The sequence below is a fragment of the Oryzibacillus soli genome (assembly GCF_051594765.1).
Classification (GTDB): Bacteria; Bacillota; Bacilli; order Paenibacillales; family NBRC-103111; genus Paenibacillus_AR.
Genome location: NZ_JBPPGJ010000007.1, coordinates 1 through 23,602 on the forward strand (window position 1 = coordinate 1; position 23,602 = coordinate 23,602).

At 59.4% G+C, this 23,602-nt stretch carries 21 protein-coding genes; 12 read left to right on the forward strand and 9 right to left on the reverse strand.

Annotated features, from left to right (window positions below; genetic code table 11):
- Positions 1 to 157 precede the first annotated feature (157 nt).
- Together ACSEXW_RS10690 and ACSEXW_RS10695 are read right to left on the reverse strand one after the other, a co-directional pair.
- Positions 158 to 1,318, reverse strand: a complete 1,161-nt coding sequence (locus tag ACSEXW_RS10690) for a YheC/YheD family endospore coat-associated protein (RefSeq protein ID WP_438446137.1) — start codon at positions 1,316 to 1,318, stop codon at positions 158 to 160.
- A 4-nt stretch (positions 1,319 to 1,322) separates the two neighbouring features.
- On the reverse strand, positions 1,323 to 2,690 hold the full coding sequence (locus ACSEXW_RS10695) for a YheC/YheD family endospore coat-associated protein (RefSeq protein WP_438446138.1): 1,368 nt from the start codon (positions 2,688 to 2,690) through the stop codon (positions 1,323 to 1,325).
- 212 nt (positions 2,691 to 2,902) lie between these two features.
- Between ACSEXW_RS10695 and ACSEXW_RS10700 the strand changes: the two genes are divergently transcribed.
- From ACSEXW_RS10700 to ACSEXW_RS10710, 3 genes are all read left to right on the forward strand, one after another.
- Positions 2,903 to 4,078 carry a DUF445 family protein gene (locus ACSEXW_RS10700; protein WP_438446139.1) on the forward strand — a complete coding sequence of 392 codons (1,176 nt, stop codon included), beginning with the start codon at positions 2,903 to 2,905 and terminating at the stop codon, positions 4,076 to 4,078.
- A 91-nt stretch (positions 4,079 to 4,169) separates the two neighbouring features.
- The gene (locus tag ACSEXW_RS10705; protein WP_438446140.1) at positions 4,170 to 4,445 is read left to right on the forward strand and encodes a hypothetical protein; all 276 of its coding nucleotides are present in this window, start codon (positions 4,170 to 4,172) and stop codon (positions 4,443 to 4,445) included.
- A gap of 201 nt (positions 4,446 to 4,646) precedes the next feature.
- A complete protein-coding gene (locus ACSEXW_RS10710) occupies positions 4,647 to 5,984 on the forward strand; it encodes a DRTGG domain-containing protein (protein WP_438446141.1) in 1,338 nt (445 codons plus the stop codon).
- A gap of 113 nt (positions 5,985 to 6,097) precedes the next feature.
- Here ACSEXW_RS10710 and ACSEXW_RS10715 read toward each other — a convergent pair whose 3' ends face one another.
- The 3 genes from ACSEXW_RS10715 to ACSEXW_RS10725 form a co-directional block, all read right to left on the reverse strand.
- On the reverse strand, positions 6,098 to 6,391 hold the full coding sequence (locus tag ACSEXW_RS10715) for a YtpI family protein (protein WP_438446142.1): 294 nt from the start codon (positions 6,389 to 6,391) through the stop codon (positions 6,098 to 6,100).
- A gap of 61 nt (positions 6,392 to 6,452) precedes the next feature.
- Positions 6,453 to 6,959, reverse strand: a complete 507-nt coding sequence (locus tag ACSEXW_RS10720; RefSeq protein ID WP_438446143.1) for a sporulation membrane protein YtrI — start codon at positions 6,957 to 6,959, stop codon at positions 6,453 to 6,455.
- On the reverse strand, positions 6,959 to 7,288 hold the full coding sequence (locus ACSEXW_RS10725) for a YtrH family sporulation protein (protein WP_438446144.1): 330 nt from the start codon (positions 7,286 to 7,288) through the stop codon (positions 6,959 to 6,961). The genes ACSEXW_RS10720 and ACSEXW_RS10725 overlap by 1 nt, the downstream gene beginning before the upstream one ends.
- Before the next feature lie 240 nt (positions 7,289 to 7,528).
- Between ACSEXW_RS10725 and ACSEXW_RS10730 the strand changes: the two genes are divergently transcribed.
- From ACSEXW_RS10730 to pyk, 6 genes are all read left to right on the forward strand, one after another.
- Positions 7,529 to 11,239, forward strand: coding sequence for a DNA polymerase III subunit alpha (locus ACSEXW_RS10730; protein WP_438446145.1), 3,711 nt, complete (start codon positions 7,529 to 7,531; stop codon positions 11,237 to 11,239).
- 97 nt (positions 11,240 to 11,336) lie between these two features.
- Positions 11,337 to 11,825 (forward strand): phosphatidylglycerophosphatase A family protein, encoded by a 489-nt coding sequence (locus tag ACSEXW_RS10735; protein WP_438446146.1) that lies wholly within the window; start codon positions 11,337 to 11,339, stop codon positions 11,823 to 11,825.
- 167 nt (positions 11,826 to 11,992) lie between these two features.
- On the forward strand, positions 11,993 to 12,190 hold the full coding sequence (locus ACSEXW_RS10740) for a glutamate decarboxylase (RefSeq protein ID WP_438446147.1): 198 nt from the start codon (positions 11,993 to 11,995) through the stop codon (positions 12,188 to 12,190).
- Between the two features lie 91 nt (positions 12,191 to 12,281).
- A complete protein-coding gene (accD, locus tag ACSEXW_RS10745) occupies positions 12,282 to 13,151 on the forward strand; it encodes an acetyl-CoA carboxylase, carboxyltransferase subunit beta (protein WP_438446148.1) in 870 nt (289 codons plus the stop codon).
- Positions 13,141 to 14,106, forward strand: coding sequence for an acetyl-CoA carboxylase carboxyltransferase subunit alpha (locus tag ACSEXW_RS10750; RefSeq protein ID WP_438446149.1), 966 nt, complete (start codon positions 13,141 to 13,143; stop codon positions 14,104 to 14,106). Before accD ends, ACSEXW_RS10750 begins: the two co-directional genes overlap by 11 nt.
- A 220-nt stretch (positions 14,107 to 14,326) precedes the next feature.
- Positions 14,327 to 16,081 (forward strand): pyruvate kinase, encoded by a 1,755-nt coding sequence (pyk, locus tag ACSEXW_RS10755; protein ID WP_438446150.1) that lies wholly within the window; start codon positions 14,327 to 14,329, stop codon positions 16,079 to 16,081.
- A 341-nt stretch (positions 16,082 to 16,422) separates the two neighbouring features.
- On the opposite strand, the gene ACSEXW_RS10760 is transcribed toward pyk, so the two are convergent.
- Both ACSEXW_RS10760 and ACSEXW_RS10765 read right to left on the reverse strand, forming a co-directional pair.
- A complete protein-coding gene (locus tag ACSEXW_RS10760; RefSeq protein WP_438446151.1) occupies positions 16,423 to 17,055 on the reverse strand; it encodes a YfjL-like protein in 633 nt (210 codons plus the stop codon).
- Positions 17,056 to 17,198: 143 nt separating this feature from the next.
- Positions 17,199 to 17,378, reverse strand: a complete 180-nt coding sequence (locus ACSEXW_RS10765; protein WP_438446152.1) for a transcriptional regulator — start codon at positions 17,376 to 17,378, stop codon at positions 17,199 to 17,201.
- Positions 17,379 to 17,589: 211 nt separating this feature from the next.
- Here ACSEXW_RS10765 and ACSEXW_RS10770 point away from each other — a divergent pair, with 211 nt between their 5' ends.
- Both ACSEXW_RS10770 and ACSEXW_RS10775 read left to right on the forward strand, forming a co-directional pair.
- A complete protein-coding gene (locus ACSEXW_RS10770; protein ID WP_438446153.1) occupies positions 17,590 to 18,015 on the forward strand; it encodes an acyl-CoA thioesterase in 426 nt (141 codons plus the stop codon).
- Positions 18,016 to 18,028: 13 nt separating this feature from the next.
- The gene (locus ACSEXW_RS10775; RefSeq protein ID WP_438446154.1) at positions 18,029 to 18,424 is read left to right on the forward strand and encodes an FxsA family protein; all 396 of its coding nucleotides are present in this window, start codon (positions 18,029 to 18,031) and stop codon (positions 18,422 to 18,424) included.
- A 44-nt stretch (positions 18,425 to 18,468) separates the two neighbouring features.
- Here the strand turns inward: ACSEXW_RS10775 and ytvI are convergent, their stop codons facing one another.
- Positions 18,469 to 19,593 (reverse strand): sporulation integral membrane protein YtvI, encoded by a 1,125-nt coding sequence (ytvI, locus tag ACSEXW_RS10780; RefSeq protein WP_438446155.1) that lies wholly within the window; start codon positions 19,591 to 19,593, stop codon positions 18,469 to 18,471.
- A 229-nt stretch (positions 19,594 to 19,822) separates the two neighbouring features.
- On the opposite strand from ytvI, the gene ppk1 reads away from it, so the two are divergent.
- Positions 19,823 to 21,934 carry a polyphosphate kinase 1 gene (gene ppk1, locus ACSEXW_RS10785; protein WP_438446156.1) on the forward strand — a complete coding sequence of 704 codons (2,112 nt, stop codon included), beginning with the start codon at positions 19,823 to 19,825 and terminating at the stop codon, positions 21,932 to 21,934.
- On the opposite strand, the gene ACSEXW_RS10790 is transcribed toward ppk1, so the two are convergent.
- On the reverse strand, positions 21,858 to 23,411 hold the full coding sequence (locus ACSEXW_RS10790; protein WP_438446157.1) for a Ppx/GppA phosphatase family protein: 1,554 nt from the start codon (positions 23,409 to 23,411) through the stop codon (positions 21,858 to 21,860). The genes ppk1 and ACSEXW_RS10790 overlap by 77 nt on opposite strands.
- Positions 23,412 to 23,602 lie beyond the last annotated feature (191 nt).

The window sequence follows — 23,602 nt, forward strand, 5'->3', positions numbered from 1 at the left end:
AACTGGCATCGAAAGCATCAACGGAGTTTTGCGGACGAGGGAAGCGTGACCTCGTCACGCGGTGGAGCAAAACTGGCATCGAAAGCATCAACGGAGTTTTGCGGACGAGGGAAGCGTGACCTCGTCACGCGGTAGAGCAAATAGTCTTCGAAATGCGTCAACGGGAGAGGGGGCGTGAATAAGGCTCTGTCTGGGGATAAGCTGCCGCACCGGAGCCGGCCCGCAGCAGATGCTTCGCATACGCTACGGGATGGAGTGCGGCACGGTAGCTCTCCTGGCGCTGCTGGAGGCGGTGGAACACGGACCTGCCGGGCTTGGTGTTCACCTCGATGATCCAGACCCGGCCGTTCCGGTCCACGCCAAGATCGATTCCGAGCTCCGCCATCCTCCCGTTAGAGGCTTCCAGCGCCGGGGGGATGCGCTCCGACAGAAAGCGGAGCTTGCCGGCGATGTCGGCGGCCCGGTCCGAACCGAACTGGCGCTCGAGGAACGGCAGCACCTCGAAGGCATCCCCGCCACCGTGGAGGTTGGAGGTGATGCTGCCGGTGCCGCCCAGGCGCACGGCCATGCCGGTCAGCTCCCACAAGCCCTGCCCGTTCTTCTGGACGAGGGAGCGGACGTCCCAGGCCGTGCCATCGCCGGATTGAAGCTCCAGATATTGCTGGAGCAGATACTTCCGATTGCCGGTGAAGGATCGAATCCATGCGGTCAGGCCTGCGGAATCGCGGAAGGTCCGCTCGATGGACCGGTTCGTAGAGTCCCTGGCCCGGACCCGATAGCCGGACGGGAGCCGCTCGGCCATGGCGGCTCCCTTGCCTTGGGAGCCCGAGAGCGGCTTCAGGAACACCCGCTCGGCGGTTCGGAGCCATTCGGCGGGCAGGCCGGGCCTCGCCAGCTTCACTGTCTTCGGCAAATAAGGCCGAAGCTCGGGATCCCGTCCCAGGTAGACGAGAGCCTCCCATTTGCTCTTCAGCCCATGCCCCAGACAGGGAGTCGCCTTCAGCTGTTGAAGCCGCCGGACGGCCGCCTTGTGGCGGAGATAATCGCTCCGGTTCACGAAGAAGGAGCGGTCATAGATCAAGTCGGGAAGGGGGAAGATCCCTTCCTCCCAGCCGATTCCGTTCCGGCTAATCGTGAAGCCGCGGACCTGCATACGCTCCGGATCCACCCAGAGCGGGGAGAAGACATAGACTTGAAGCCCGAGGCCCCGCCCTAACCGGCACAAGCGGGCACAGAAGGGGGCTTCGCCGAAGGGCGGAATCCCATCGATATCGTGGGTCATAATGCCAAGAAAGGGTTCGACCGGATTCGAGGCCATAGGGTCACCTTAATCCCGCCGCGTATTGGGAATAGTGGACCAGCTGCTTGACGGAAGGGCGGATCTTGCCGTCCCCGTTGGGCGTATTGTCGTCCTTCGACGGCTTGGAGTTGACCTCCAAGAGCCACACCCGGCCTCCCGAATCCACAGCAAGATCCACGCCCAGCTCGGCGAAATGTCCTTCCATCTGGTTTTCGATGCCTTTGGCGATGTTGACCGCCGCGTTCCGGAGCCGAGGCCCTACCGAGGAGCGGCTGCTCGGCGGAAGATTGGACTTGGCGACGGCTTCGGAGACGGTGCTCAGGGTACCGCCCCGGGCCAAGTTGGAGACGAAAGTGTTGTTGGCGGCGATCCTCGCCATGACCGACGTAATGGCCCACTGGCCCTGCTGATTGCGCTGGACCAGCGCTCGGAAGTCCACGGGGCGTCCGCCGACCTCCATCAGCTTCAGACCCTGCTGGATCTGGTAGCGCTTCGCCTTCATCTGGGAGGAGATCGAGGAGAACAGCTGGGTCAGGGTGGAGTAGTTGATCTTGCGGACTCCGCCCAGGCTGGTGTAAGAGACTTGGTATCCCCCTTCGGCCGGCCGGGTGATGCGGATGATCCCTTTGCCGAGACTGCCGGTTACGGGCTTCAGGAAGACATTCTGATACTTGTTACACATGGACTTCAGCATGGCAAAGTTCTTGAACAGATACGACTCCGGGAGCAGACCGGACAGGGCGCTCTCGTTGCGCAGCGCCTGGAACACATCCGTCTTGTTCAGGTACCTTTCGTTGAAGACGACGGCGTTGTAACGGGATTTTACATCTCGCATGAAATGCTGTACGATGGGTTTGTTCTCCAGCTTTCGCGAGGTCAGCCGGTTGTAGAGGACATCCGGTGCGGGCATGGTCCGCTTGGTCCAACGGCCGTGGAACACCCATCCCGGCACGCTTGACGTTCCGGCGGAGAGGTCCTCCGGCGTGAAGAAATACACGAATCCTCCGTACAGCTCACAGGCATCCGTCAGCTCTCTGCAGAAGGGTGTCATGGCCCCGAAGGGCCGGTCGGGCAGTCCGCTGTAGACACGGCTAACCAAGACCCCGATCAGCGGTCCCAGCACGAGCGTCTTCGTGGAGGGCCGATAGGCTGCGGTGAGGTGTACGCCATGATGCAGCCCCAAGCGCGAGGCCAGAGGTTCGGACATTCGAATGGATGCTGAGCCGGAGGGAACTATCCGGACTTCCTTGCGAACGGAACCGAAACGCAGAGTGACAGTTTGCTGGGAGGGCACTTTCCATTTTTTGATCAGACCCTCGCCGAGGGCTACGGTCTGGTCCTCCGGGTGGCTGCCGCTTGTGATATAGACCGGCAGTTTGATTTTGGCCATGCTACGGTCTCCTTCCCGGCACCTGGCGGTGTTGATCGTAGAAACGTGAACTACTCCATCATATGAGGACATATATCCCTTGGTGATTCGGAATCGGCTGGCTTACCCGCAAATTTAAGGGTACGGGCCCTACACGGTGCCGATAGCTGCCCGTGAATCGAAGGATCCAGAGGAGTCATTTCCCTGTAACGACAAGAAGGAGCGTGAGTGATATGAATCCGGTCCTAACGATCCTGATCAATGTGACGGTCGCCGGCTTCGTCGGCGGCATTACGAACCACTATGCGATTAAGATGCTGTTTCACCCTCGGGAGGAAAAAAGAATCGGGCGCTTCCGCGTTCCGTTCACCCCCGGACTCATTCCCAAACGGAAGGACGAGATCGGACGTTCCTTGGGGAAGGTAGTGGCGGATCATCTGGTGACGGCGGAGGGACTTCGGGGCCTCCTGTCGAAGCCGGCATTCCGCCAACGGATGGAGGAGCGGCTGGCTCATGTGCTCGACGGCTGGATGAGCCGGGAGGACACTGTAGAAGAGCTCCTGCTTCGCATCTGGTCCCGCGAAGAGCTGGAGCGGCGGCTGGACGGGCTGGCCCTTCAGGCCTCCGGGTGGACCAGGGGACAGCTCCGCCTGATGTGGACGGACGAGGGCTGGGCGGAACGCCGACTGGGCGGACTTGTTCCGGGATGGAGCGAGGAGCGGCGCAACACGCTCACCGAGCAGGCGGTGGTGAAGCTGATCGAGGAGCTCCGCAAGGAGCTGGAGTCTCTGCGCGGGGAGCGGATGCTGCGCCAGATCACCTCCTCCTTCATGGAGCAGGCGGGCGGCTTCCTGGGCTCGCTGGCCAGTATGTTCATGGATGCGGACAAGGTGACCGGCAGGGTCAAGGCCGCCTTGCTGGAGCAGCTGGAATCGCCGGCGATGATCGGCTTCGCGTACCGCTTCATTCAAGAACGGCTGATCCGCCTCGAGGAGACGAGCTTGGAGGATGCGGTCCGCTTGGCAAGGGCAGACGCAGAGCCTCTGGAGTGGTTGGAGGAGCAGGCAGGCCAAGCGGTGGCGGGCTTGCGCCGCTACGGCTGGGAGAAGCTCCGCCACCAGACCCTCCGCGGGCTGCTGGAGCCCCGGAGAGGCTGGCTGCAGGAGCGGATTCCCCTTGCGTCCGGCATGCTCCTGGACCAGCTGGTCCGGCACATGCCGCGATTGGTGGAAGCCGTGCAGCTCCCCCTGCTGGTGGAGGAGGAGGTCCGCAAGTTCCCCATCGAGCTGGTGGAGAACATCATCCTCTCCGTATCCGGCAAGGAGTTCCGGGCCATCACCTGGCTAGGCGTGCTCCTCGGCGGGATGATCGGCCTCCTCCAGAGTCTGTTCCTAATCTGGCAGTCATAAGGAAGCGTTCCATTCATAAACGTCTGCCCGTCCGCATAGGCTGTAGGGTGCTAAGCCTGTAAACAAGCCTTCCGGAAGGAGCGGATGTACAATGAAGCGTTGGAAAAATATTCTCTACACCGGACTGGCCCTGGGTATGCTGGGCTATGCCGTCCCTCGCCTGGGCACAGGGGGAGGCTTGACGTCCGAAACGGTCTTCTCCGCCGTATGGATCTGCTTCGCGCTCTTGGTCATCTCTGCGAATCTCCACCATGTGCTGGGGGTGGATGCAGAGGAGCGGGAGCGTCTGCGCCAGGTCAAGCGGATGCGAGGCTGGCAGGCCGAGCGGCGGATGATGTCCCGGATCCGGGTCGGCAAGACCCACTGAAGGGGTCGTCCGTTCCTCTCTCCGCCGCCTGTATCAGCTCGAAAGCCGCCGGAATACCGGTCCTCTTCCGTAAGGAGAAGGACTGGGCCGGCGGCTTTTGTTTTTGGGGCCGGTTGCGTTTTTTCATTGTGCGGCGCACGGTCTTATACTATAATGAACAATAACAGTGTGATACAGATTATAGGACCTGAGGTGTAACAGATGTCCAATATGATCCAAGAGGATTCGCTGACGAAGCACGAGCAGATCCTTCGCCATATCGAAGGACTCAAGGTCGGCAGCAAAATATCGGTTCGCAAGATCGCCAAGGATATGGAGGTCAGCGAGGGAACCGCCTACCGTGCCATCAAGGAGGCGGAGAACCAGGGCTTGGTCAGCACGAAGGAACGGATCGGGACCGTCCGCGTCGAGAAGAAGCAGCGCAACAACATCGACAAGCTGACGTTCTCCGAGGTGGTCAACATCGTGGACGGGATCGTGTTGGGCGGCGCCCAGGGCCTCGAGAAGACCTTGAACAAATTCGTGATCGGCGCCATGCAGGAAGAGGCCATGATCCGCTATATCGAGGAAGGCAACCTGCTGATCGTCGGCAACCGGGAGAAGGCTCACATCTTCGCCCTCCAGCTGGGAGCGGCTGTGCTGATCACCGGCGGCTTCGACACCTCGGACGAGGTGAAGCTTCTGGCCAACAAGATGGGCCTGCCCATCATCTCCAGCAGCTACGACACCTTCACGGTAGCCTCCATGATCAACCGGGCCATTGACGACCGTCTGATCAAGAAGAAGATCATGCTCGTCGAGGATATTCTCCCTGCGAGGGGACAGGTCTCCACGCTGAAGGGCTCCCACACCGCTGGGGAGATGAAGCAGCTTATCGAGGACTCCGGCCACAGCCGTTTCCCCGTCGTGGACGAGTGGAACCGGGTGGTCGGGGTGGTGACCTCCAAGGATATGCTGGGCGCCCATCCGGAGCAGACCGTGGACAAGATCATGACCCGCAATCCGCTGACCGTCCACCTGCAGACCTCCTTGGCTTCCGCAGCCCACTTGATGGTCTGGGAGGGCATCGAGCTCCTGCCGGTCATCGACTCCAACCGCAAGCTGATCGGCGTCATAAGCCGGAAGGACGTTCTGAAGGTCATGCAGTATATCCAGCGCCAGCCGCAGGTTGGGGAGACCTTCGAGGATCTGATCTGGGCCAGCTTCGAGGAGCACCGGTCTCCGGAGGGGGCCCTCGTATTCCGGGGCACCGTGACGCCGCAGATGACGAACCATCTGGGCTCCGTATCCGCCGGCGTGCTGACCACCATGATGAAACATTCGGCCGTCCGCGCCGTGCAGGAGAACAAGAAGGGCGACATGGTCATCGACAACATGTCCACCTACTTCCTGCATCCCGTCCAGATCGAGAGCGAGATCGAGCTGCGTCCCCGGATCATCGAGATCAGCCGTAAGTTCGGCAAGGTGGACGTGGAGGTGTATCACAACGGCAAGATGGTGGCCAAGGCCATGCTGACGGCTCAGGTATTCGACTCCTAAGACCCGCCGCCGGCGACGGCGGAACAAAAAGCCTTTCCCGTCTCCCGGCCGACAATTCGGCTGGAGGGGGAAAGGCTTTTTTTGGGGGGAATGGGAGCGTGTAATCAGCAGGATTACTTGCCCAGCGTCCTGTAGTAGGAGCGGTTCTTGAAGCCCGCGAACAGATTGAACAGGCCGATCAAGGCGAACAGGGTGGCCATGACCAGACGCAGCGTGCTCATCTCGAACAGGGTGGCCTGCATCAAGGCCAGCAGGAGCAGCAGGGCTCCCATGCTGATGTTCATCTTGGCGGCGGACAGCCCCTTGGCGGCGGGATCCCGCTGCCGGCGGTAACGGAAGCTGTAGAAGACCGAGCCGGCCAGAGCAATAAGGATAAGGGTGATGAAGAGCAGTTGGAACCATTGCATAGGGGTTGGATCTCCTCCGTGAACCGTCTTGTCCTTAGCGTACCGATTCCGGAAGGAAAAATCAATTCGGAGCGGGATTATATTCCCCGTACGAAATATAGAGCACGAAGTCCGTCTGGATGACCATCAGCTTCCGGACCGTCACCACGTAATCCTTCTCGAAGACCCCCCGGTACAGCTTCTTGTCCACATGGTCGTAAAAATGCTCCGGCGCCTCCTTCACGGCGCTGACCGAAATCCCGCTGACCTTCTTGATGTCGTTGTAGACCCGGCTCTTCAGCTCGTTCAGGACATTCACGTCGGTGGCGGCGGAGTTTTTGGCGTCGACCTCTACAATCACATCCACCTTGCCGATGTACTGCTGGTTCTTCTTGTATTTGTTCAGGCTCTCGAGGCTGTCCGCCAAGGTCTTGTTCTGGTTGGTCAAGGCTCCTACCTTCTGGTGAAGGATGGACATATTCTGCTGGAAGACGCTTAAGAACACGGCCGCGCCCACAATGCCTCCCGCGATGAAGATGCCGAAGCCGGACATCCAGCCCTTGTACCGTTCGAAGGAAGGGATGCGCATTATTGCACGCCGCCTTTGCAGATCATCTTGATGAGATCATAACCTACTTGGGCACCCGCGAAAGCGCCGGCAAAGAAGAGAATCTGTTTCAGAGCCGGGGAGAGATATCCCTCGGCGAAGTTGGTCTCGATGACCCGGAAAGGGTCGATGGTGCCTCCGACAGCTGCGACCATAGCCCAGACCTTGATGTTGTCGGCGATGGACATCATGGTGCTTGATGGCGGCTTCAGGAGCAGCACCGAGCAGATGCCCGACAAGAGACAGCCGCCCATGACAATGCCGAAGGCGACGAAGAAGTTCAGCCACAGCTTCCACAGAAACAGCTCCATGGGAAATCCCCCTAGTAGACGGTTGGCCTTGCGTGTCGGGTTGTCCCGCAGTACCAATCTATGCCCGTCCCGAAAGGGTTAGACCCGGTGATGAAGGTCAAGCCGCCGGGTGACGGGAACCAAATGGCGGAATCTGCCGAAAACGGATCAAATGTTCGCATCCAGGGGCGCGATGTGGTAAGATGAGGGGAGATGATACGGTCGGCTCGGGAGAAACGGAAGAATGAGGAGGAATGAGCCGTGGGCGGTTTTGTCCATTTGCATGTGCACAGTGAATACAGTCTGTTGGACGGAGCGGCGCGGATCGAAGAGCTGGCGTCCGAGGCGGCGCGGCTGGGGATGCCTGCGTTGGCGCTCACGGATCACGGGGTCATGTACGGCGCAGTGCCGTTCTACAAAGCCTGCGTGAAGCACGGCGTCAAGCCGATCCTGGGCTGCGAGGTCTATATCACCGCGGGCTCCATGGCCGACAAGCTGTCTCGCCAGGAGCAGCGGATCTATCACTTGATTCTGCTGGCGAAGAATGAAGTAGGCTACCGCAATCTGATGGAACTGGTCTCTCAAGCCCATCTGCGCGGCTTCCACTATAAGCCCCGGATCGATTTCACCCTGCTGGCGGCTCATGCGGAGGGACTCGTCTGTTTGAGCTCCTGCCTGGGCGGAGAGATCTCTCAAGCGCTCCTGCAGGATCGGTACGAGGACGCGAAGCGCATCGCACTGCGCTACAAGGAGCTGTTCGGTCCCGATTATTACCTGGAGCTTCAGGATCACGGCCTCTTGGAGCAGAAGAAGGTGAACCCGGGTATTCTCCAGCTGGCCCGGGAAACCGGCATCCGGACGGTGGTCACCAACGACGTGCATTATATCCGGCGGGAGGACCAGGAGGTACAGGACATTCTCGTCTGCATCGGCACGGGGAAGACGGTGGAGGACGAGGAGCGGCTGAAGTTCCATACGGACCAGATGTACTTCAAGAGTGCGGAGGAGATGGCGGAACGGTTCGCTTATGTCCCGGAGGCTTGGGAGAGCACCCTGGAGATAGCGGAGAAGTGCACGCTGGAGCTGGATTTCGGACGCTCCATCCTGCCGGAGTTTGCACCCCTGCCGGAGGGCCTCGATGCAGCTGCCTATCTGGAGGAGCTGTGCCGGGCCGGCATGGCGGAGCGGTACGGGAACAAGCCGGAGTGGGGGCAGGAAGAGTACCGCCGTCAGGTGGAGGAGCGGCTGGCGTATGAGCTCCGCGTCATCGAGCGGATGGGATACTCCGATTACTTCCTGATCGTATGGGATTTCATCCGCTTCGCCCATGAGCACGGCATCGCCACGGGACCGGGACGGGGCTCCTCTGCGGGCAGCCTGGTCGCCTACTCCCTGCGTATTACGGATGTGGACCCCATCCAATACAAGCTGCTCTTCGAACGGTTCCTGAATCCGGAGCGGGTCAGCATGCCCGATATCGATATCGACTTCAGCGACGAGCGCCGGGATGAGGTCATCGATTACGTGGTCCGCAAGTACGGCAAGGAACGGGTGGCTCAGATCATCACCTTCGGCACCATGGCGGCCAAGGCGGCGGTCCGGGACGTCGGGCGCGTGCTGAACCTGCCCTACGGGGACGTGGACAAGACGGCAAAGCTCATCCCGAACCAGCTGGGCATCTCCTTGGAGGAAGCGCTGCAGCTGTCACCGGAGCTGAAGGCTCATACTGTGCAGAATGCCAAGGTCTCCAAGCTGATGGAGCTGGCCCGCAAGGTGGAGGGGATGCCCCGGCACGCCTCGACCCATGCCGCCGGCGTCGTCATCTCGAAGGAGCCGCTAACTCGGTATGTGCCTTTGCAGGCAGGAACGGAGCAGACGGCCCTGACCCAGTTCACGATGGAGAATCTGGAGGCCGTCGGCCTTCTGAAGATGGACTTCCTCGGTCTTAGGACTCTCTCCATTATCGAGCGGACCCAGGGCTGGATCCGGGAGGCGGAGGGAGCTCCGGTGGATTTCGGCCGGGTGCGGGATAACGATCCCGTGACCTATGAGCTTCTCGGACGCGGCGATACCACGGGGGTGTTCCAGTTGGAGTCGCCCGGCATGCGCCGGGTGCTTAAGGAGCTGAAACCCACCGATTTCGAGGATATGATCTCCGTTCTGGCCCTGTACCGCCCGGGTCCCATGGAGTTCATCCCGAAATTCATCGCGGGCAAGCACGGCACGATCCGGGTGGAGTATCCGCATCCCTCCCTGGAGCCCATTCTGGGAGACACCTACGGGATCATCGTCTACCAGGAGCAGATCATGCAGATCGCCTCCCGGATGGCGGGCTTCAGCTTGGGCGAGGCAGACCTGCTGCGGCGCGCCGTCAGCAAGAAGAAGCGGGAGGTGCTGGACCGGGAGCGGAAGCACTTCGTCGAAGGCAGCGTCCGGCAGGGATATTCGGAGGAGGACGCCAACCGGGTGTACGACATGATCGTCCGGTTCGCGGACTACGGCTTCCCCCGGGCTCATGCCACGGCTTATGGTGTTCTGGCGTTCCAGACGGCTTATCTGAAGGCCCACCATCCGGTTCCCTTCATGGCCGCCATGCTGACGGCCGTTATGGGCAGCCACCGGAAAGTGGCGGAATACGTGGACGACTGCCGCCGCTTGGGAATGGAGGTCCTGCCTCCGGACGTGAATGAGAGCGGCGTAGTGTTTACGCCGGTGAAGAGACAACCGGAAGAGGCCGGCACCGATGCGGCGGGGCAGGGCTCCCGGGGCCGGATCCGTTTCGGCCTGGCCGCCATCAAGAACGTGGGCACTCAAGCTATCGAATCCATTATGAAGGAGCGGGCGGACGGCGGCCCCTTCGAGAATCTGCTGGACTTCTGCCGCAGGGTGGACCTGCGGGTCTGCAACAAGCGGGTCATCGAGTCCCTGATCCAGGCCGGAGCATTCGATTCCATGCAGGGGCACCGGGCCCAGCTCCTGGCCATGCTGGACGAGACCGTGGAAGCGGCGCTCAAGTGGAAGAAGGAGCGGGAGGACCTCCAGCTGCACCTCTTCGGCTTCACGGAGGAGGTCAATTGGCGGATCGACTACCCGGATATCCGCCCGTACTCTCAGGGCCAGCAGCTGGAGCTGGAGCGGGAGTTATTGGGGCTCTACCTCTCCGGCCATCCGCTGGATGCCTATGAAGAGCTCCTGGCGCCGCTGGAACCGGTCCCGCTCCACGAGCTGGCGGAGCATCCCGACGGCAGTGAGGTGATGTCTGCGGGCAGGGTGGTGGCCCTGAAGACGATCACCACCAAGAAGGGCCAGACCATGGCCTTCGCCGAGGTGGAGGACCGGATCGAGCGGGTGGAGCTGGTGCTCTTCCCGGAGAGCTGGAAGCGGTATAGCTCCCACATGGAGAAGGGCAGCTTGGTGCTGGTCCGGGCCAAGCTGCAGCATCAGGATGAGGAGGAGCCTGCCAAGCTCCTCGCCGAGCACGTGGTGCCGCTGCACGAGGGCTTCGACCCGGCGCCCTTCGTGCGCTGGCGGCAGGCGGCGGCGGGGGCCAAGCCCCAGCGGGCCTCCGGCGGCGCGAGGCCGGGCCAGGCCGGCCGCCCGGCAGCTGGCGCCCCGGCGGCGCAGGGCCGCGCACGCCCCGCCGCAGCGGCAGGGAGGCCCGCCGCAGCGTCGGCGCCCGCGGCCCAGGCTCCCGGCGGCTCTGCGGCCCGCACGGCCGCTGCTGCAGGCCCGGCGCCCGCGGCCCGGCAGCGCCTCTTCATCAAGATCGGCGAGCAGGAGGAGCAAGCCGGCGTGCTGCCCCGCCTCCAGGCGCTCTTGAAGATGAGCCCGGGGCCACTCCAGACGGTACTCTTCTATGAGCGGGGCCAGCGCACACTTGCCCTGAGCGAGCAATACAACGTCAAGCCGAACCCCGAGCTTCTGAAACGGATCGAGCAGCTTCTCGGTCCCGGCTCGGCTAAAGTGAAATAAACCCGAAACCTCCCGCATACATTTATATCCTAAAGAGCCTCACCGCCCGACAGCTTGTCCGGCGGGAGGCTCCATCGGGATAGGGGAGGTTTTTGTCATGACGGAACGCCATATTATCGAAACCCTGGAAGCGCGCGGCGTGCGGATTCCACAGATTGCGGAGATCGTCTATCGGCTCCAGCTGCCCTATAATCCGGAGCTCACCATGGAGGAATGCGAGGAGAGCGTGCGCGAGGTGCTGAAGAAGCGGGAAGTCCAGTTCACCCTGTACACCGGCATCGCCCTCGACCAGCTGGCGGAACGCAAGCTGCTGCCGGAGCCCCTGCAGTCCATTCTGGAGGCGGATGAGCCGCTCTACGGCGTAGACGAGACCGTGGCCCTCGGCATCATCCATGTGTACGGCATGATCGGCCTGACCAGCTTCGGCTACCTGGACAAGGAGAAGAGCGGGATCATCCGTCAGCTGAACGACGATAAGAACGGAATCCACGTATTTCTGGACGACCTGGTCGCCGGCTTGGCGGCGGCCGCCAGCGCCCGGATCGCCCATCAGAACAAGAACGTGCGCAAGTACTTGGAGAGCTAACCATCGGGGAAGAACCGTCCGGAATTAGGTGCCGAATGGCCGTCCACTCTGTTGCGGGTACAGGTCCTCTGTGATATCATCCATTATATGGCCTAAAATGAGCATCTTGTGTTTCGACAACTGTTTTTCATCCTTTCATATGAAAAACGCCCAGGAGGACCCATTGCATGTGGACGGTAATCTATATTGCTCCGACCGAGAAGATTGCGGACCGGATCAAGACGAAGCTCACAGAGGAAGGATTTCTCGTACAAGTCCGTTCCATCAACTTGACCAAGAACCAGTATGAGATTCTGGTCCCCGAAGGCGAGCTGCAGGATGTGCAGGAAGTGCTGAACTCGATTCTGCCCCAACGCGATTATTGAGAATAAGACCGTCCAACCCTAACATAGGCGGCGGTTTAATCGTCTCCCGGCTTGCGGTTTTCGGTGATATCAGCCCTGGTGAGGTGTAACTGTGTTAAAGGATATCTTTCAGAAGAAAAGAAAATACGCCACCATCCCTTCGGAAAAGACGAAGCGGGAAATTCCCGAAGGGCTTATGAACAAGTGCGGCAAATGCGGGAAGATTCAAACCTCCATCGAATTGGAAAAGAATCTGAAGGTGTGCACGAGCTGCGGCCACCACTTCATCCTGAATGCATACGAGCGAATCCAGCTCGTGCTGGATGAGGGCCGGCTGTTCGAATATGACAGTGAGATGACGGCGGAGGACCCGTTGGGATTCCCCGGCTACAAGGACAAGCTGGCTGCGGCCGTCGAGAAGACGGGACTGAAGGAAGCCATCGTTACCGGCGAGGGTACCATCGGAGGCTTTCCTGTGGTGATCGGCGTCATGACCTTTGAATTTTTCGGAGGCTCCATGGGTGCCGTCGTCGGCGAGAAGATCGTACGTGCCGTGGAATCGGCCATCCAGAAGAACTATCCGCTCATCCTGTTCTCCACCTCCGGGGGAGCCCGGATGCAGGAGAGCCTGATGTCGCTTATGCAGATGGCCAAGACCAGCGCGGCGCTGGCCAAGCTGGCCGAGAAGGGCGGACTGTACATCTCCTTCCTGACGGATCCGACTTATGGAGGCGTTACCGCCAGCTTCGCCATGCTGGGGGACATCATCCTGGCCGAGCCCGGAGCGAACATCGGGTTCGCGGGCAAGCGCGTCATTGAGCAGACCATCCGCCAGAAGCTGCCGGATAATTTCCAGACCTCGGAGTTCAATCTGGAGCATGGTCAGATCGATATGGTCGTGCACCGCAAGGAGCTGCGTTCCACGCTGATCAAGCTTTTGGACATGCATTCGCAGAAGGGTGGGGTTGCAGTTGGCCGGTGAGTTGCCTTTTGAGCAGCCTCTCGCGGAGCTGCGCGGCAAGATCGAGGAATTGAAGAAATTCGGACAGGAGAAGGGCATCGACTTCACCGACGAGATCCAGCGTATGGAGGAGAAGTACCTTCGGCTGTCCGAGGAGATGTATGCGGAGGTTAAGGTCCATCAGAAAATTCAGATCGTCAAGACGCCCCAGCGGCCCACGACGATCGATTACATCCAGAACATATTCACCGACTTCATCGAGCTTCATGGCGACCGTCTCTTCGGCGACGATCTGGCCATAGTCGGCGGACTGGCCAAGCTGAACGGCGTTCCCGTAACGGTCGTCGGCCACCAGAAGGGCAAGGATACGAAGGACAACATCGCCCGGAACTTCGGTATGCCCCACCCGGAGGGCTTCCGTAAGGCGCTTCGGCTCATGAGGCAAGCGGACAAATTCCGCCGTCCGATCATCACGCTAATTGACGTGACGGGAGCTTATCCCGGAGCAGCGGCGGAGGAACGGGGCCAATCGGAGGCCATCGCCCGCAACCTGCTGGAGATGTCCACCATGCGGGTTCCGATCATCTGCGTGGTCATCGGCGAGGGTGGCAGCGGAGGAGCCTTGGCATTGGGCGTGGGCAACCGCGTTCTCATGCTGGAGCACTCCATCTACTCCGTCATCTCTCCGGAGGGAGCCGCCTCGATTCTCTTCAAGGACTCCAGCAAGGCGCCGCAAGCGGCAGAGGCGATGAAGATTACGGCCCAGGACATCCTGAGCCTCGGATTGATCGACGATATCGTGCCCGAGCCGACCGGGGGCGCCCATAAGAACCTGGAGCAGCAGGCCGAGACGCTGAAGACCTACCTGTGGAAGCACCTGGAGGAGCTGATGAAGCTCTCCGACGAGGAGCTGCGCGAGGGACGGTATCAGAAGTTTCGATCATTTGGCAAATATCGCTTATATCAGCCGGTTTGATGGGGAATCCTATGACAAAAGTCATAGGATCTTCCTTGTGTATGATGGTATTTTTGATGTGTTTGAAATCCGTAGCGTATTGTGCCGAACGGTGTCATATGGTACGGTTTCATAGATGAATAGCGCAGAATCGGACGAGAAAGCCGCACAGGTTTTACTGCCCCCGCTTCTGTCAACCCATGTACAAGCTATACGCGAATCTTAGGAGGATAAGGAAACCATGCGCAAAACAAAAATCGTCTGTACCATCGGCCCGGCCAGCGAATCCCTCGAGAATCTCAAGAAGCTGATCCATGCCGGCATGAACGTATGCCGCTTGAACTTCTCCCACGGCGACTTCGAAGAGCACGGCAACCGCATCAAGAACATCCGCCAGGCTGTGAAGGAAACCGGCAAGAACGTAGCGATCCTGCTGGATACCAAAGGTCCGGAGATCCGTACCGGCAAGCTGAAGGAAGAGCCGATCGAGCTGGTGCAGGACGAGACCCTCGTATTGACCACCGAAGAAATCCTGGGCGATAAGAACCGCATCTCCATTACATACAAGGAACTGCCGCGCGACGTACAGGTGGGCTCCACCATCCTGATCGACGACGGCTTGATCGGTCTGACCGTAACCGACGTACAAGGCACCGAGATCGTAACCCGCATCGTGAACGGCGGCACCATCAAGAGCAAGAAAGGTGTCAATGTGCCGGGCGTTAAGATCTCCCTGCCGGGCATCACCGAGAAGGATGCCAACGACATCGTATTCGGCATCGAGCAAGGCGTGGACTTCATCGCGGCTTCCTTCGTCCGCAAAGCCAGCGACGTGCTGGAAATCCGCGAGCTGCTTGAGAAGCACAACGCAAACTATATCCAGATCATCTCCAAGATCGAGAACCAGGAAGGCGTAGACAACCTGGACGAGATTCTGGAAGTATCCGACGGCTTGATGGTTGCCCGCGGCGACCTGGGCGTCGAGATTCCGGCCGAGGAAGTTCCGCTGGTACAGAAGTCCATGATCAAGAAGTGCAACCGTGCCGGCAAGCCGGTTATCACAGCAACCCAGATGCTGGACTCCATGCAGCGCAACCCGCGTCCGACCCGTGCGGAAGCAAGCGACGTGGCCAACGCCATCTTCGACGGCACCGACGCCATCATGCTGTCCGGTGAAACCGCCGCCGGCAAGTACCCGCTGGAATCCGTACAGACCATGTCCCGCATCGCAGAGCGTGCCGAATCCGCTCTGGAATACCGGGAGATCTTCCTGAAGCAATCCCAGTCCCAGCAGACCTCCGTCACTGAGGCTATCAGCCAAGCGGTTGCCAACTCTGCGCTGGACCTGAACGCTAAGGCGATCGTGACCTCCACCGAGAGCGGCTACACCGCCCGGATGGTATCCAAGTATCGTCCGAAGGCGCCGATCATTGCGGTTACGCCGAATGAGCAAGTGATCCGCCGGTTGGCACTGATCTGGGGCGTCATCCCGGTGCTGGGCCAAGAAGCCGCCAACACCGACGCTTTGATCGAGCAAGCCATCGACAGCAGCGTTAATGCAGGCTATGTGAACCTGGGCGACCTGGTCGTCATCACCGCAGGCGTGCCGGTGGGCCGTTCCGGCACCACCAACCTGATCAAGGTTCACCATGTCGGCGAGCTGATCGCCAAGGGCCAAGGTATCGGCACTCAGACCGCTACAGGCAAAGTGGTAACAGCTCGTACGCCGGAGGAAGCCCTGGCCAAGACTACCGAGGGCTGCATCCTGGTTACCGTCACCACAGATAAGGAATATATGCCCGCATTCGAGCGTGCCGGCGCCGTCATCACCGAAGTGGGCGGGATCACCTCTCACGCGGCGGTTGTAGGCCTGTCCTTGGGCATTCCGGTCATCGTCGGCGTGGAGGGTGCACTCTCCAAGCTGAGCGACGGTATGGACGCCTCCGTATACGCAGAGCTCGGCGTCATCTACTCCGGCAAACAAAGCGTGATGTAAGAAAAATGAAGCCCCGACCATTCCCTGGTCGGGGCTTTATTTTTGTATAAGAACGCCCCAGGTAGATTAGGGATTCCTTAGCAATCAAAGGCACAAATGCCTTTGGTTGCTACCGGATTAACGTAAAGTCCGAAATCAACGGCAAATCTGCCGCTTGTTACCACGTAGAAGGTAGCAAGGGGATACTCATTCACAATCAAAGGCAGAAATGCCTTTCATCGAGACTGATGAAGGGGAACATGATCAGCCAAAGGAAAATGTGCCGTTGATCCAGACGGAAGGGGGACGGCCAGCCCTAATGGAGCGCCTTTAGTCACCAACGGCTGAGCCGGTGGCAATCTCTAATCGGCTGGGCCGATATAAGGAACATAGGAAGGGGCGTCGAGCTGTGGACCGGTGACCAGCAGCCTGCTTCTGGAACCGATACCGGTTCCGTAATCCAGGCGGAACCGGTCCGGCTGCCCGCCGAAGGCTCTCGTGCGTTCAACTACGATGCGCCCGAAGGCCGCAAGCTCTTCATGATCCATCGGCTTACCCGTCAAGGTCAGCCAGATACTATCCTCCCGCCGGTAATCCTCCCGGACGGAGTAGAGGACGGAGACGATGGCTTCCACCTTTTCGAAGGGCCGGATGGATTGGGTCAAGAGATAGATCTTCATCTGCTGCTCCAGCTCCTTGCTCCGAACGGTATCCTCCACGGACTTCAGGCCCTTCCGCAGGAGAAGACGGTTCACCTCCCGGTCATCCGCATCCAGGACGGGAATCTCGAAGCGGCCATACGTAACGAGGTATGTGGCGTTGCCGGCATGGAGCGATTGTCCGGCATATTCCTGACGAAGGTAATCCTCCGCGATCTTGACGGCCTTCGAGGTGGAGAGGGGATTGCCGTTCAGGGTTCGGACGGCGGAATAGCCGGTGAAGAGGAAGAACGCCAGAACGGCGGCAGCGGCGAGGGCGATTCCTGTCTTTTGCAAGGCGGCAGCTCCTTTGGGGACGAGGGTGGCGGTCTCTTCTAGTTGTACCAGATCCCCCTCTTATCTACAAGCATATCGGCATGAGAAACAAAAACAACGGAATCCCGAGGAATTCCGTTGTTGTCGAAGATCCGTGATGCGGATTATTGCGCCGGTTCCCACTTACAGCGGATCGGAGAGACGATGGCGTTCTCCTTCTTCAGCTCCGCAAAGGCCTTATCCACCGACTTGCGGTCCAACCCTGTGGCTTGCTCCACCTCACCTGCGGTAACCGGCTTGCCGGCTGCCTTCATGGCGTCCAATACCTGCTCTTTCACGCTCATTCCCTGCACCTCCTCGCTCGGCTGCGATGAAGTCTGCTGCCTATGCCCCTATCATACGGGAACGGTTGTACGCATTCAATGTCCAAATCCCGAAAATTCTTCGAACATTTCCATGATGCTTGTGGCTGACCGGGACAGGCCGGTTTCCGGAGGCTTTTTACTTCGCCGGACCGGGGCATGTATAATGGAGAGAGGAACAGGAGGATGAAGGATGAATCCCTATTATCATACCCTTCGCGTCCGGTACGCGGAGACGGATCAGATGGGCGTGGTCTATCATGCCCGTTACCTGGATTGGTTCGAGGTCGGACGGACAGAGATGATCCGTGCCAGCGGCATGGAATACCGGACTCTCGAGGACAAGGGACTGCTGCTCCCCGTAGTGGATGCGACGATCCAATACCGGAAGCCGGCCCGCTACGATGACTGGGTGGAGATCAGAATCATGATGACCGGACACAGCCATATCCGGCTGGAATTTTCCTACGAGATCCGCAATAAGGACACGGAGGAGCTGCTGGTCACAGGTTCCACCCGCCACATGTGGGTGAACCGGCAGTGGAAGCCTGCACGGATCGACCGGGAAGCGCCGGAGCTCTACCAGTTGTTGAATCAGATTTCCGCCGAATCCGAGTAAGGGGGGCTTCACGATGCTGCGTGTGTTATTGGTCTTATTCATCCTGGTGCCGGCAACGGAAATCTTCGTCTTGTTCTCCATGGGCCGGTTGATCGGAGGCTGGGAGACCTTCGCGCTGATTCTCGTCAGCGGCTTTCTTGGGGCTTATCTGGCCAAGCGCGAAGCCCGCAGAGTGTGGGATTATGCGCAGCACCGCCTCTCCCGGGGCGAGATCCCCACGGACTCGATCCTGGACGGGATCTGCATCTTCGCCGGCGGCCTGCTGCTGGTGACGCCCGGGTTTGTGACGGACCTGGCCGGACTGTTTCTGGTCCTTCCTTTTACAAGACCGGTGGCGAAGCTCCTGCTGCTGTGGATCATCCGACGTATGATCGGTCGGGGGAATGTGAACTTCTACTGGCGGCGTTGACGGCCGCACACCAAAAAGCCGCTCCGCGGGAAGCGGAGCGGCTCTTAGGCATCGGAGGCTTTGCCGTGCCGGATGTATCTCCAGAGATCCCGGAATACGCCGGACCGCTGGAACGTCGTCAAGAGAATCAGGGTGACGGGACCGATAATCAGCCCCAGGAACCCGAAGAGCTTCAATCCCACATACATGGCGATCAGAGTCGGCAGCGCCTCCAGCCCGATGCTGGTGGCCAGAATCTTGGGCTCGAGGATCTGGCGGGCAACAAGGATGATCCCGTACAGAATGCTCAGGCCGATTCCCAGATAGTAATTGTCCTGAATGAAGCAGAAGATGATCCAGGGGACCATGGCAGCGCCTGTTCCGAGATATGGCAGCAGGTCAACGAAGCCGATCAGAAGGCCGATGGTAATGGCATACTCCACACGGAGGATTAATAATCCGATGATGACGAACATGGCCGTGATGGAGATCAGAATGAGCTGAGCCCGCATGTAGCCGAAGAGGGCCTTCTGAAGATCGATCCAGATCAAGCGGACGGGACGGGCGACGAAGCCGGGCGTCCACTCGCCGAGCTTGCGGTTCAGCCGGTTCCAATCAAAGCTGATCAGGAAGGCGGCCAGCAGGGCAACAACGGTGACGGTGGCCATATTCGGCAGGCTCGCGGCCAGGTAGAGCACGTTGTTGACCACGAAGCTCACGGCGCGGGATACGAAGTCGGTGACGGTTTTGCCGGTGGAGTTCAGGTTGGAATTGATGGTATCCTGATATTGCGGATTCTCATTATAATACGTCGTAATCCGGGTGATCAGATGCTGAATGTGGTCGGAGTTCACGAACGCCGTGAAGGAGGTTTTCCACTTCTCCATATTGCTCTGGATCAGGGCGGACAAGTCATTGATCTCCAGCACGATGTTCGTCACGGCTATGGTGATGAGTCCCACCGATATGCCGAGGAACAGGAGCAGGGATACGGTAACCGCCAGCCACCGGGGAGCCCGTGTGCGCTTCTGCAGGAAGTGCACCAGCGGATTCAGAATATAGGCGATCAGCCAACCGAACAGAAACGGCGCCACCAGCGGCGTCAAGTAGTACAAGGCGGCTACGGCTGCGAGCGCCCATAACGCCACCCAGAGTCCCCGCAAGAGCTGCTGCTGCAGGGTTCGATCCATAAGCATTCATCCTTTCGATAAAGGGACTGCAACGGTTTTGTATCATTGTACCATGCCGGGCAGGCGGACAGAAACTGCAGGAAGAAAGGATAAAAGCAGTGAATTGTTAATAAAATGTGAAGAGGGCTCGAAAGTTTACATGATTTTAACAAATCTTGGGTTGCAACTTTACATACTCAACGGATAATGGATTCATAGACATATTAGGACGAAATCCGACGGAGGCATTATGACAACGACCAAAACCCCGGCATCCAACTATATCAACCGCGACCTAAGCTGGATTGAGTTCAACTGGAGGGTGCTGCAGGAGGCGCAGGACAGCACGACACCGCTATTGGAGCGGGTCAAGTTCCTGGCCATTGTGTCCTCCAACCTGGATGAATTCATGAGCGTCCGGGTCGCAGGAATCTATGACCAGCTGAAGGCGGGCTATCAGAAGAAGGATTTCACCGGCTATCTGCCTTCCGGTCTCTTGAAACGGATCATGAAGCGGACGGGCCGCATGGTGGCCGAGCAGTACAAGACGTACCGGGATATCATGCGGCAGCTGTCCAAGGAAGGCATCTACATTACGGATTACGCCGATCTGACAGCCACGCAGAAGAAGGCCATGGACCAATACTTCCACGACATCATCTTCCCGGTGCTGACTCCGATGGCTGTGGACCAGTCGAGACCCTTCCCGCTGGTGCACACGCAGGCGCTGTATATGGCGGTGGTGCTGACGAAGGATGGGGAGGACCCAGAGGAGGAGCCGTATTTCGCCATCGTTCAGGTTCCCTCCAACCTGTCCCGGTACATCGCGATGCCCACCCGGAACAACAGCAAGAAGCATGAGTTCGTCCTGATGGAGGACTTGATCGAGGAGCATATCCATACCTTGTTCACTGGATATAACCCGGTGGCGGTGAACGCCTTCCGGCTGACCCGCAACGCCGACCTGACCTTGAACGAAGAAGGGGCGGAGGATCTTCTGGAGGAGATCGAGAAGGAGCTCCGGCGCAGGCGCTGGGGAGCCCCGGTCCGGCTGGAGGTGGAGAAGGGGATGCACCCGTATGCGCTGGAGATGCTGCGGGAGGAATTCGAGATCGAGGACAATGTGTTCGAGATCGACGGTCCCATCGACCTGAGCTTCTTCATGAAGCTGCAGTCCCAGCTGGAGGGGCTCGCCCATCTGCGTTACCCGGCGGTGGAGCCGGTCTATCCGAAGGAGTTCGACGACAACGACGATATCTTCGAGGTGCTCCGGCACCGCGATGTTCTGGTCTATCATCCGTACGAATCCTTCGAGGCCGTGGAGGACTTCATCGTCCAAGCGGCGTATGATCCCAAGGTGCTGGCCATCAAGATGACCCTGTACCGGATCAGCGGTCAGTCGGTGCTCGTGCAGGCACTGGCTAACGCCGCGGAGTCCGGCAAGCAGGTGACCGTGGTGGTGGAGCTGAAGGCGCGCTTCGACGAGGAGCGGAACATTGCCTGGGCGCGTAAGCTGGAGAAATCCGGGTGCCACGTGGTATACGGCCTGGTCGGATTGAAGACCCACGCCAAGATCACACTGGTGGTCCGGCAGGAAAATGAATCCCTCCGGCGCTACGTGCACGTAGGGACGGGCAATTACAACGGAAGCACCGCGCGCCTGTATACGGATGTCGGCCTGTTCACGTCCAACCCTTTGGTGGGCGAGGACGCCTCCGGCTTGTTTAATGAGATTACGGGGTATTCGACCCCGACCCATATGCAGACCCTGTCCGTTGCTCCGACCAATCTCCGGCACCGTCTGGAGGAGCTCTTCCGGCGGGAGGCGGAGCACGCCAGAGCAGGCAAGCCCGCCCGGATTATCGCCAAGATGAACTCGCTGTCCCATCAAGAGACCATCGACGAGCTCTATGTGGCGTCCCAGGCGGGCGTCAAGGTGGATCTGATCATCCGGGGCGTATGCTGTCTCCGGCCGGGCGTTGCAGGCTTAAGTGAGAATATAACGGTCCGCAGCATCGTGGACCGGTTCCTGGAGCATTCGCGGATCATCTACTTCGAGAACGGGGGGCAGCCGGAGGTGTATATCTCCAGCGCCGACTGGATGAGCCGGAATCTGACCCGCCGGGTGGAGCTGCTGTGCCCCGTCCTCGACATGCCGCTGCAGCGGATGCTGATCCGCATTCTGCAGATCTCGCTGTACGACAACGTCAAGGCCCGGGTGCTGCAGCCGAACGGCATGTACATCCAGCGGGAGCCTGAGGACCAGCCGGCCTTCCGGAGCCAATTCAAGTCGATGAATATCGGTTTGTGGAAGCGTCCGGATCATGCCGAAGCCGAAGGGTTAGTCCCCAGACCTTCTTGAATTCCTTCACAAGACCTTCTATTTCACGAATCTCAATGAGCGGAGTATGGCGGCTGACAAGCTGCAGCTCCAGCTCATTTTTTTTGTGCAGCGCGGTCAGATGGCGGATGGGCTGTGTCTCGCTCCGGTCCAGGGCCACGGCCAAGTGAAGCAGCATGCCCAGCCGGATGATCAGCTGGCAGTCGGATTCGGTCAGGATGTCCTTATGCTCCTGGTACAGCTGCCGGGTCCGGTTCTTATTCTTATAGGAAGCGATCAAGGCACAGATGAGAATCTCCCGGTGGGTCAGACCGTACAGTCGGGAATGGGCAATCAGATAATAGGTGTGCTTCGCATAATCATAATAGAAGACCGTCACCCCGATGCGGTACAGGAGGCTGGCCACATGCAGATAGGTTCGGGTCCGGATGGACAGGTGATGGTTATCCTGCATGTCGTCGAAGAGCTTCAGGGCCAGCCGGTTCACCTGCTCCACATGGCCCATCGGCACGGTCGGGTGGAGGGAGAGCAGGTTCCGCACGCTGTGCTCCAGAACGTTATCGAGCTGCGGACGAGAGGGGCTCAAGAATTCGAAGAAGAGACCGTCCCGAAGACCGGCGCCGCTGATCACATAGTGAGACGCTCCCGTATATTCGTACACCGTCTGTAAAATAATGAGACCGGGGACAATAATATCCGCCCGATTGCCGGTCATGCCGTCCACCTTCTTGCGCTTCTCGACGGGGAGGGGAGCCAGCTCCTCCAGCAGGCGGTCGACGGAGGCCCCATCCAAATGATAATGGTGGGTCGTAGGCAGCGAGTACTTCCGGGCGCGCTGGTCCAGCTTGCTGACGTTGCGCAGAGTGCCGCCGAGACCGATCAGTGGGAGGCCGCGGTGGCCCTTGATCCAGGGCTCCTTCTCCAGGGAGGAGAGCACCATCTGGCGCAGCTGCGCGATCTCCTCCGGGCTAATCTCTCCGTTACGGGTAAACCGCTTGGTGGTGTTGACGGAGCCGAACGGGAAGGAAACGCTATGCACCAGGGACCGGCCGAGGAAGAGAGAGACCTCGGTGCTGCCGCCGCCGATATCGATGACCAGGCCGTCCCGGATCTCCATGGTATTGATCATTCCGAGAAAACCGAGCCGGGCCTCTTCCTCGCCCGACAGTACCTCGATGCTGAGCCCGGTGCGCCGGTTCAGCGTCTCGACGATCTCGGAGGAATTGGAAGCGTTCCGGATGGCCGCCGTGGCGACCGCCCGGAGGCTGGTGGTCCGGTTCGCTTCACACAGCATTTTGAAATGATTCAGGGTCTGGATGATGGCGTCGATATCCTCTTCCTTAAGCCTGCCGTCGGAATCGATCCGTTCGCTCAGCCGGGCGGACTCCTTGCTCTCATCGATGACCCGGTAGGCGGCGAGCCCCGTCACCTCGTAGATCACGAGACGGATGGAGTTGGAGCCGATATCGATGATGCCGGTGCGCTGGGTGTCTGCCATGGGTGCCACTCCTTTTATGGTCGGTTATGGACATGAACATATTGGTATGTATTGTAACACAAAGAGGGGAGGCAATTGGAATGTTTCACCGAATCGTTCGACCGGGATCGACGAAAACCTCTTTTATTCTATGTTGCAGTGATATAAACCATAAAATTCTTTATAGAAGTGATAATAATCTTTAATGTCAT

Excerpts from the sequence above, each read along its gene's own strand:
- ACSEXW_RS10710 (WP_438446141.1), top strand. The coding sequence starts at position 4,647 with ATGTCCAATATGATCCAAGAGGATTCGCTGACGAAGCACGAGCAGATC.
- ACSEXW_RS10765 (WP_438446152.1), bottom strand. The coding sequence starts at position 17,378 with ATGAGCGTGAAAGAGCAGGTATTGGACGCCATGAAGGCAGCCGGCAAG.
- ACSEXW_RS10740 (WP_438446147.1), top strand. The coding sequence starts at position 11,993 with ATGTGGACGGTAATCTATATTGCTCCGACCGAGAAGATTGCGGACCGG.
- ACSEXW_RS10725 (WP_438446144.1), bottom strand. The coding sequence starts at position 7,288 with ATGGAGCTGTTTCTGTGGAAGCTGTGGCTGAACTTCTTCGTCGCCTTC.
- ACSEXW_RS10695 (WP_438446138.1), bottom strand. The coding sequence starts at position 2,690 with ATGGCCAAAATCAAACTGCCGGTCTATATCACAAGCGGCAGCCACCCG.
- ACSEXW_RS10700 (WP_438446139.1), top strand. The coding sequence starts at position 2,903 with ATGAATCCGGTCCTAACGATCCTGATCAATGTGACGGTCGCCGGCTTC.
- ACSEXW_RS10690 (WP_438446137.1), bottom strand. The coding sequence starts at position 1,318 with ATGGCCTCGAATCCGGTCGAACCCTTTCTTGGCATTATGACCCACGAT.
- pyk (WP_438446150.1), top strand. The coding sequence starts at position 14,327 with ATGCGCAAAACAAAAATCGTCTGTACCATCGGCCCGGCCAGCGAATCC.
- ACSEXW_RS10775 (WP_438446154.1), top strand. The coding sequence starts at position 18,029 with ATGCTGCGTGTGTTATTGGTCTTATTCATCCTGGTGCCGGCAACGGAA.
- ACSEXW_RS10705 (WP_438446140.1), top strand. The coding sequence starts at position 4,170 with ATGAAGCGTTGGAAAAATATTCTCTACACCGGACTGGCCCTGGGTATG.
- ACSEXW_RS10715 (WP_438446142.1), bottom strand. The coding sequence starts at position 6,391 with ATGCAATGGTTCCAACTGCTCTTCATCACCCTTATCCTTATTGCTCTG.
- ACSEXW_RS10790 (WP_438446157.1), bottom strand. The coding sequence starts at position 23,411 with ATGGCAGACACCCAGCGCACCGGCATCATCGATATCGGCTCCAACTCC.
- ACSEXW_RS10770 (WP_438446153.1), top strand. The coding sequence starts at position 17,590 with ATGAATCCCTATTATCATACCCTTCGCGTCCGGTACGCGGAGACGGAT.
- ppk1 (WP_438446156.1), top strand. The coding sequence starts at position 19,823 with ATGACAACGACCAAAACCCCGGCATCCAACTATATCAACCGCGACCTA.
- ACSEXW_RS10720 (WP_438446143.1), bottom strand. The coding sequence starts at position 6,959 with ATGCGCATCCCTTCCTTCGAACGGTACAAGGGCTGGATGTCCGGCTTC.
- ACSEXW_RS10735 (WP_438446146.1), top strand. The coding sequence starts at position 11,337 with ATGACGGAACGCCATATTATCGAAACCCTGGAAGCGCGCGGCGTGCGG.
- ytvI (WP_438446155.1), bottom strand. The coding sequence starts at position 19,593 with ATGGATCGAACCCTGCAGCAGCAGCTCTTGCGGGGACTCTGGGTGGCG.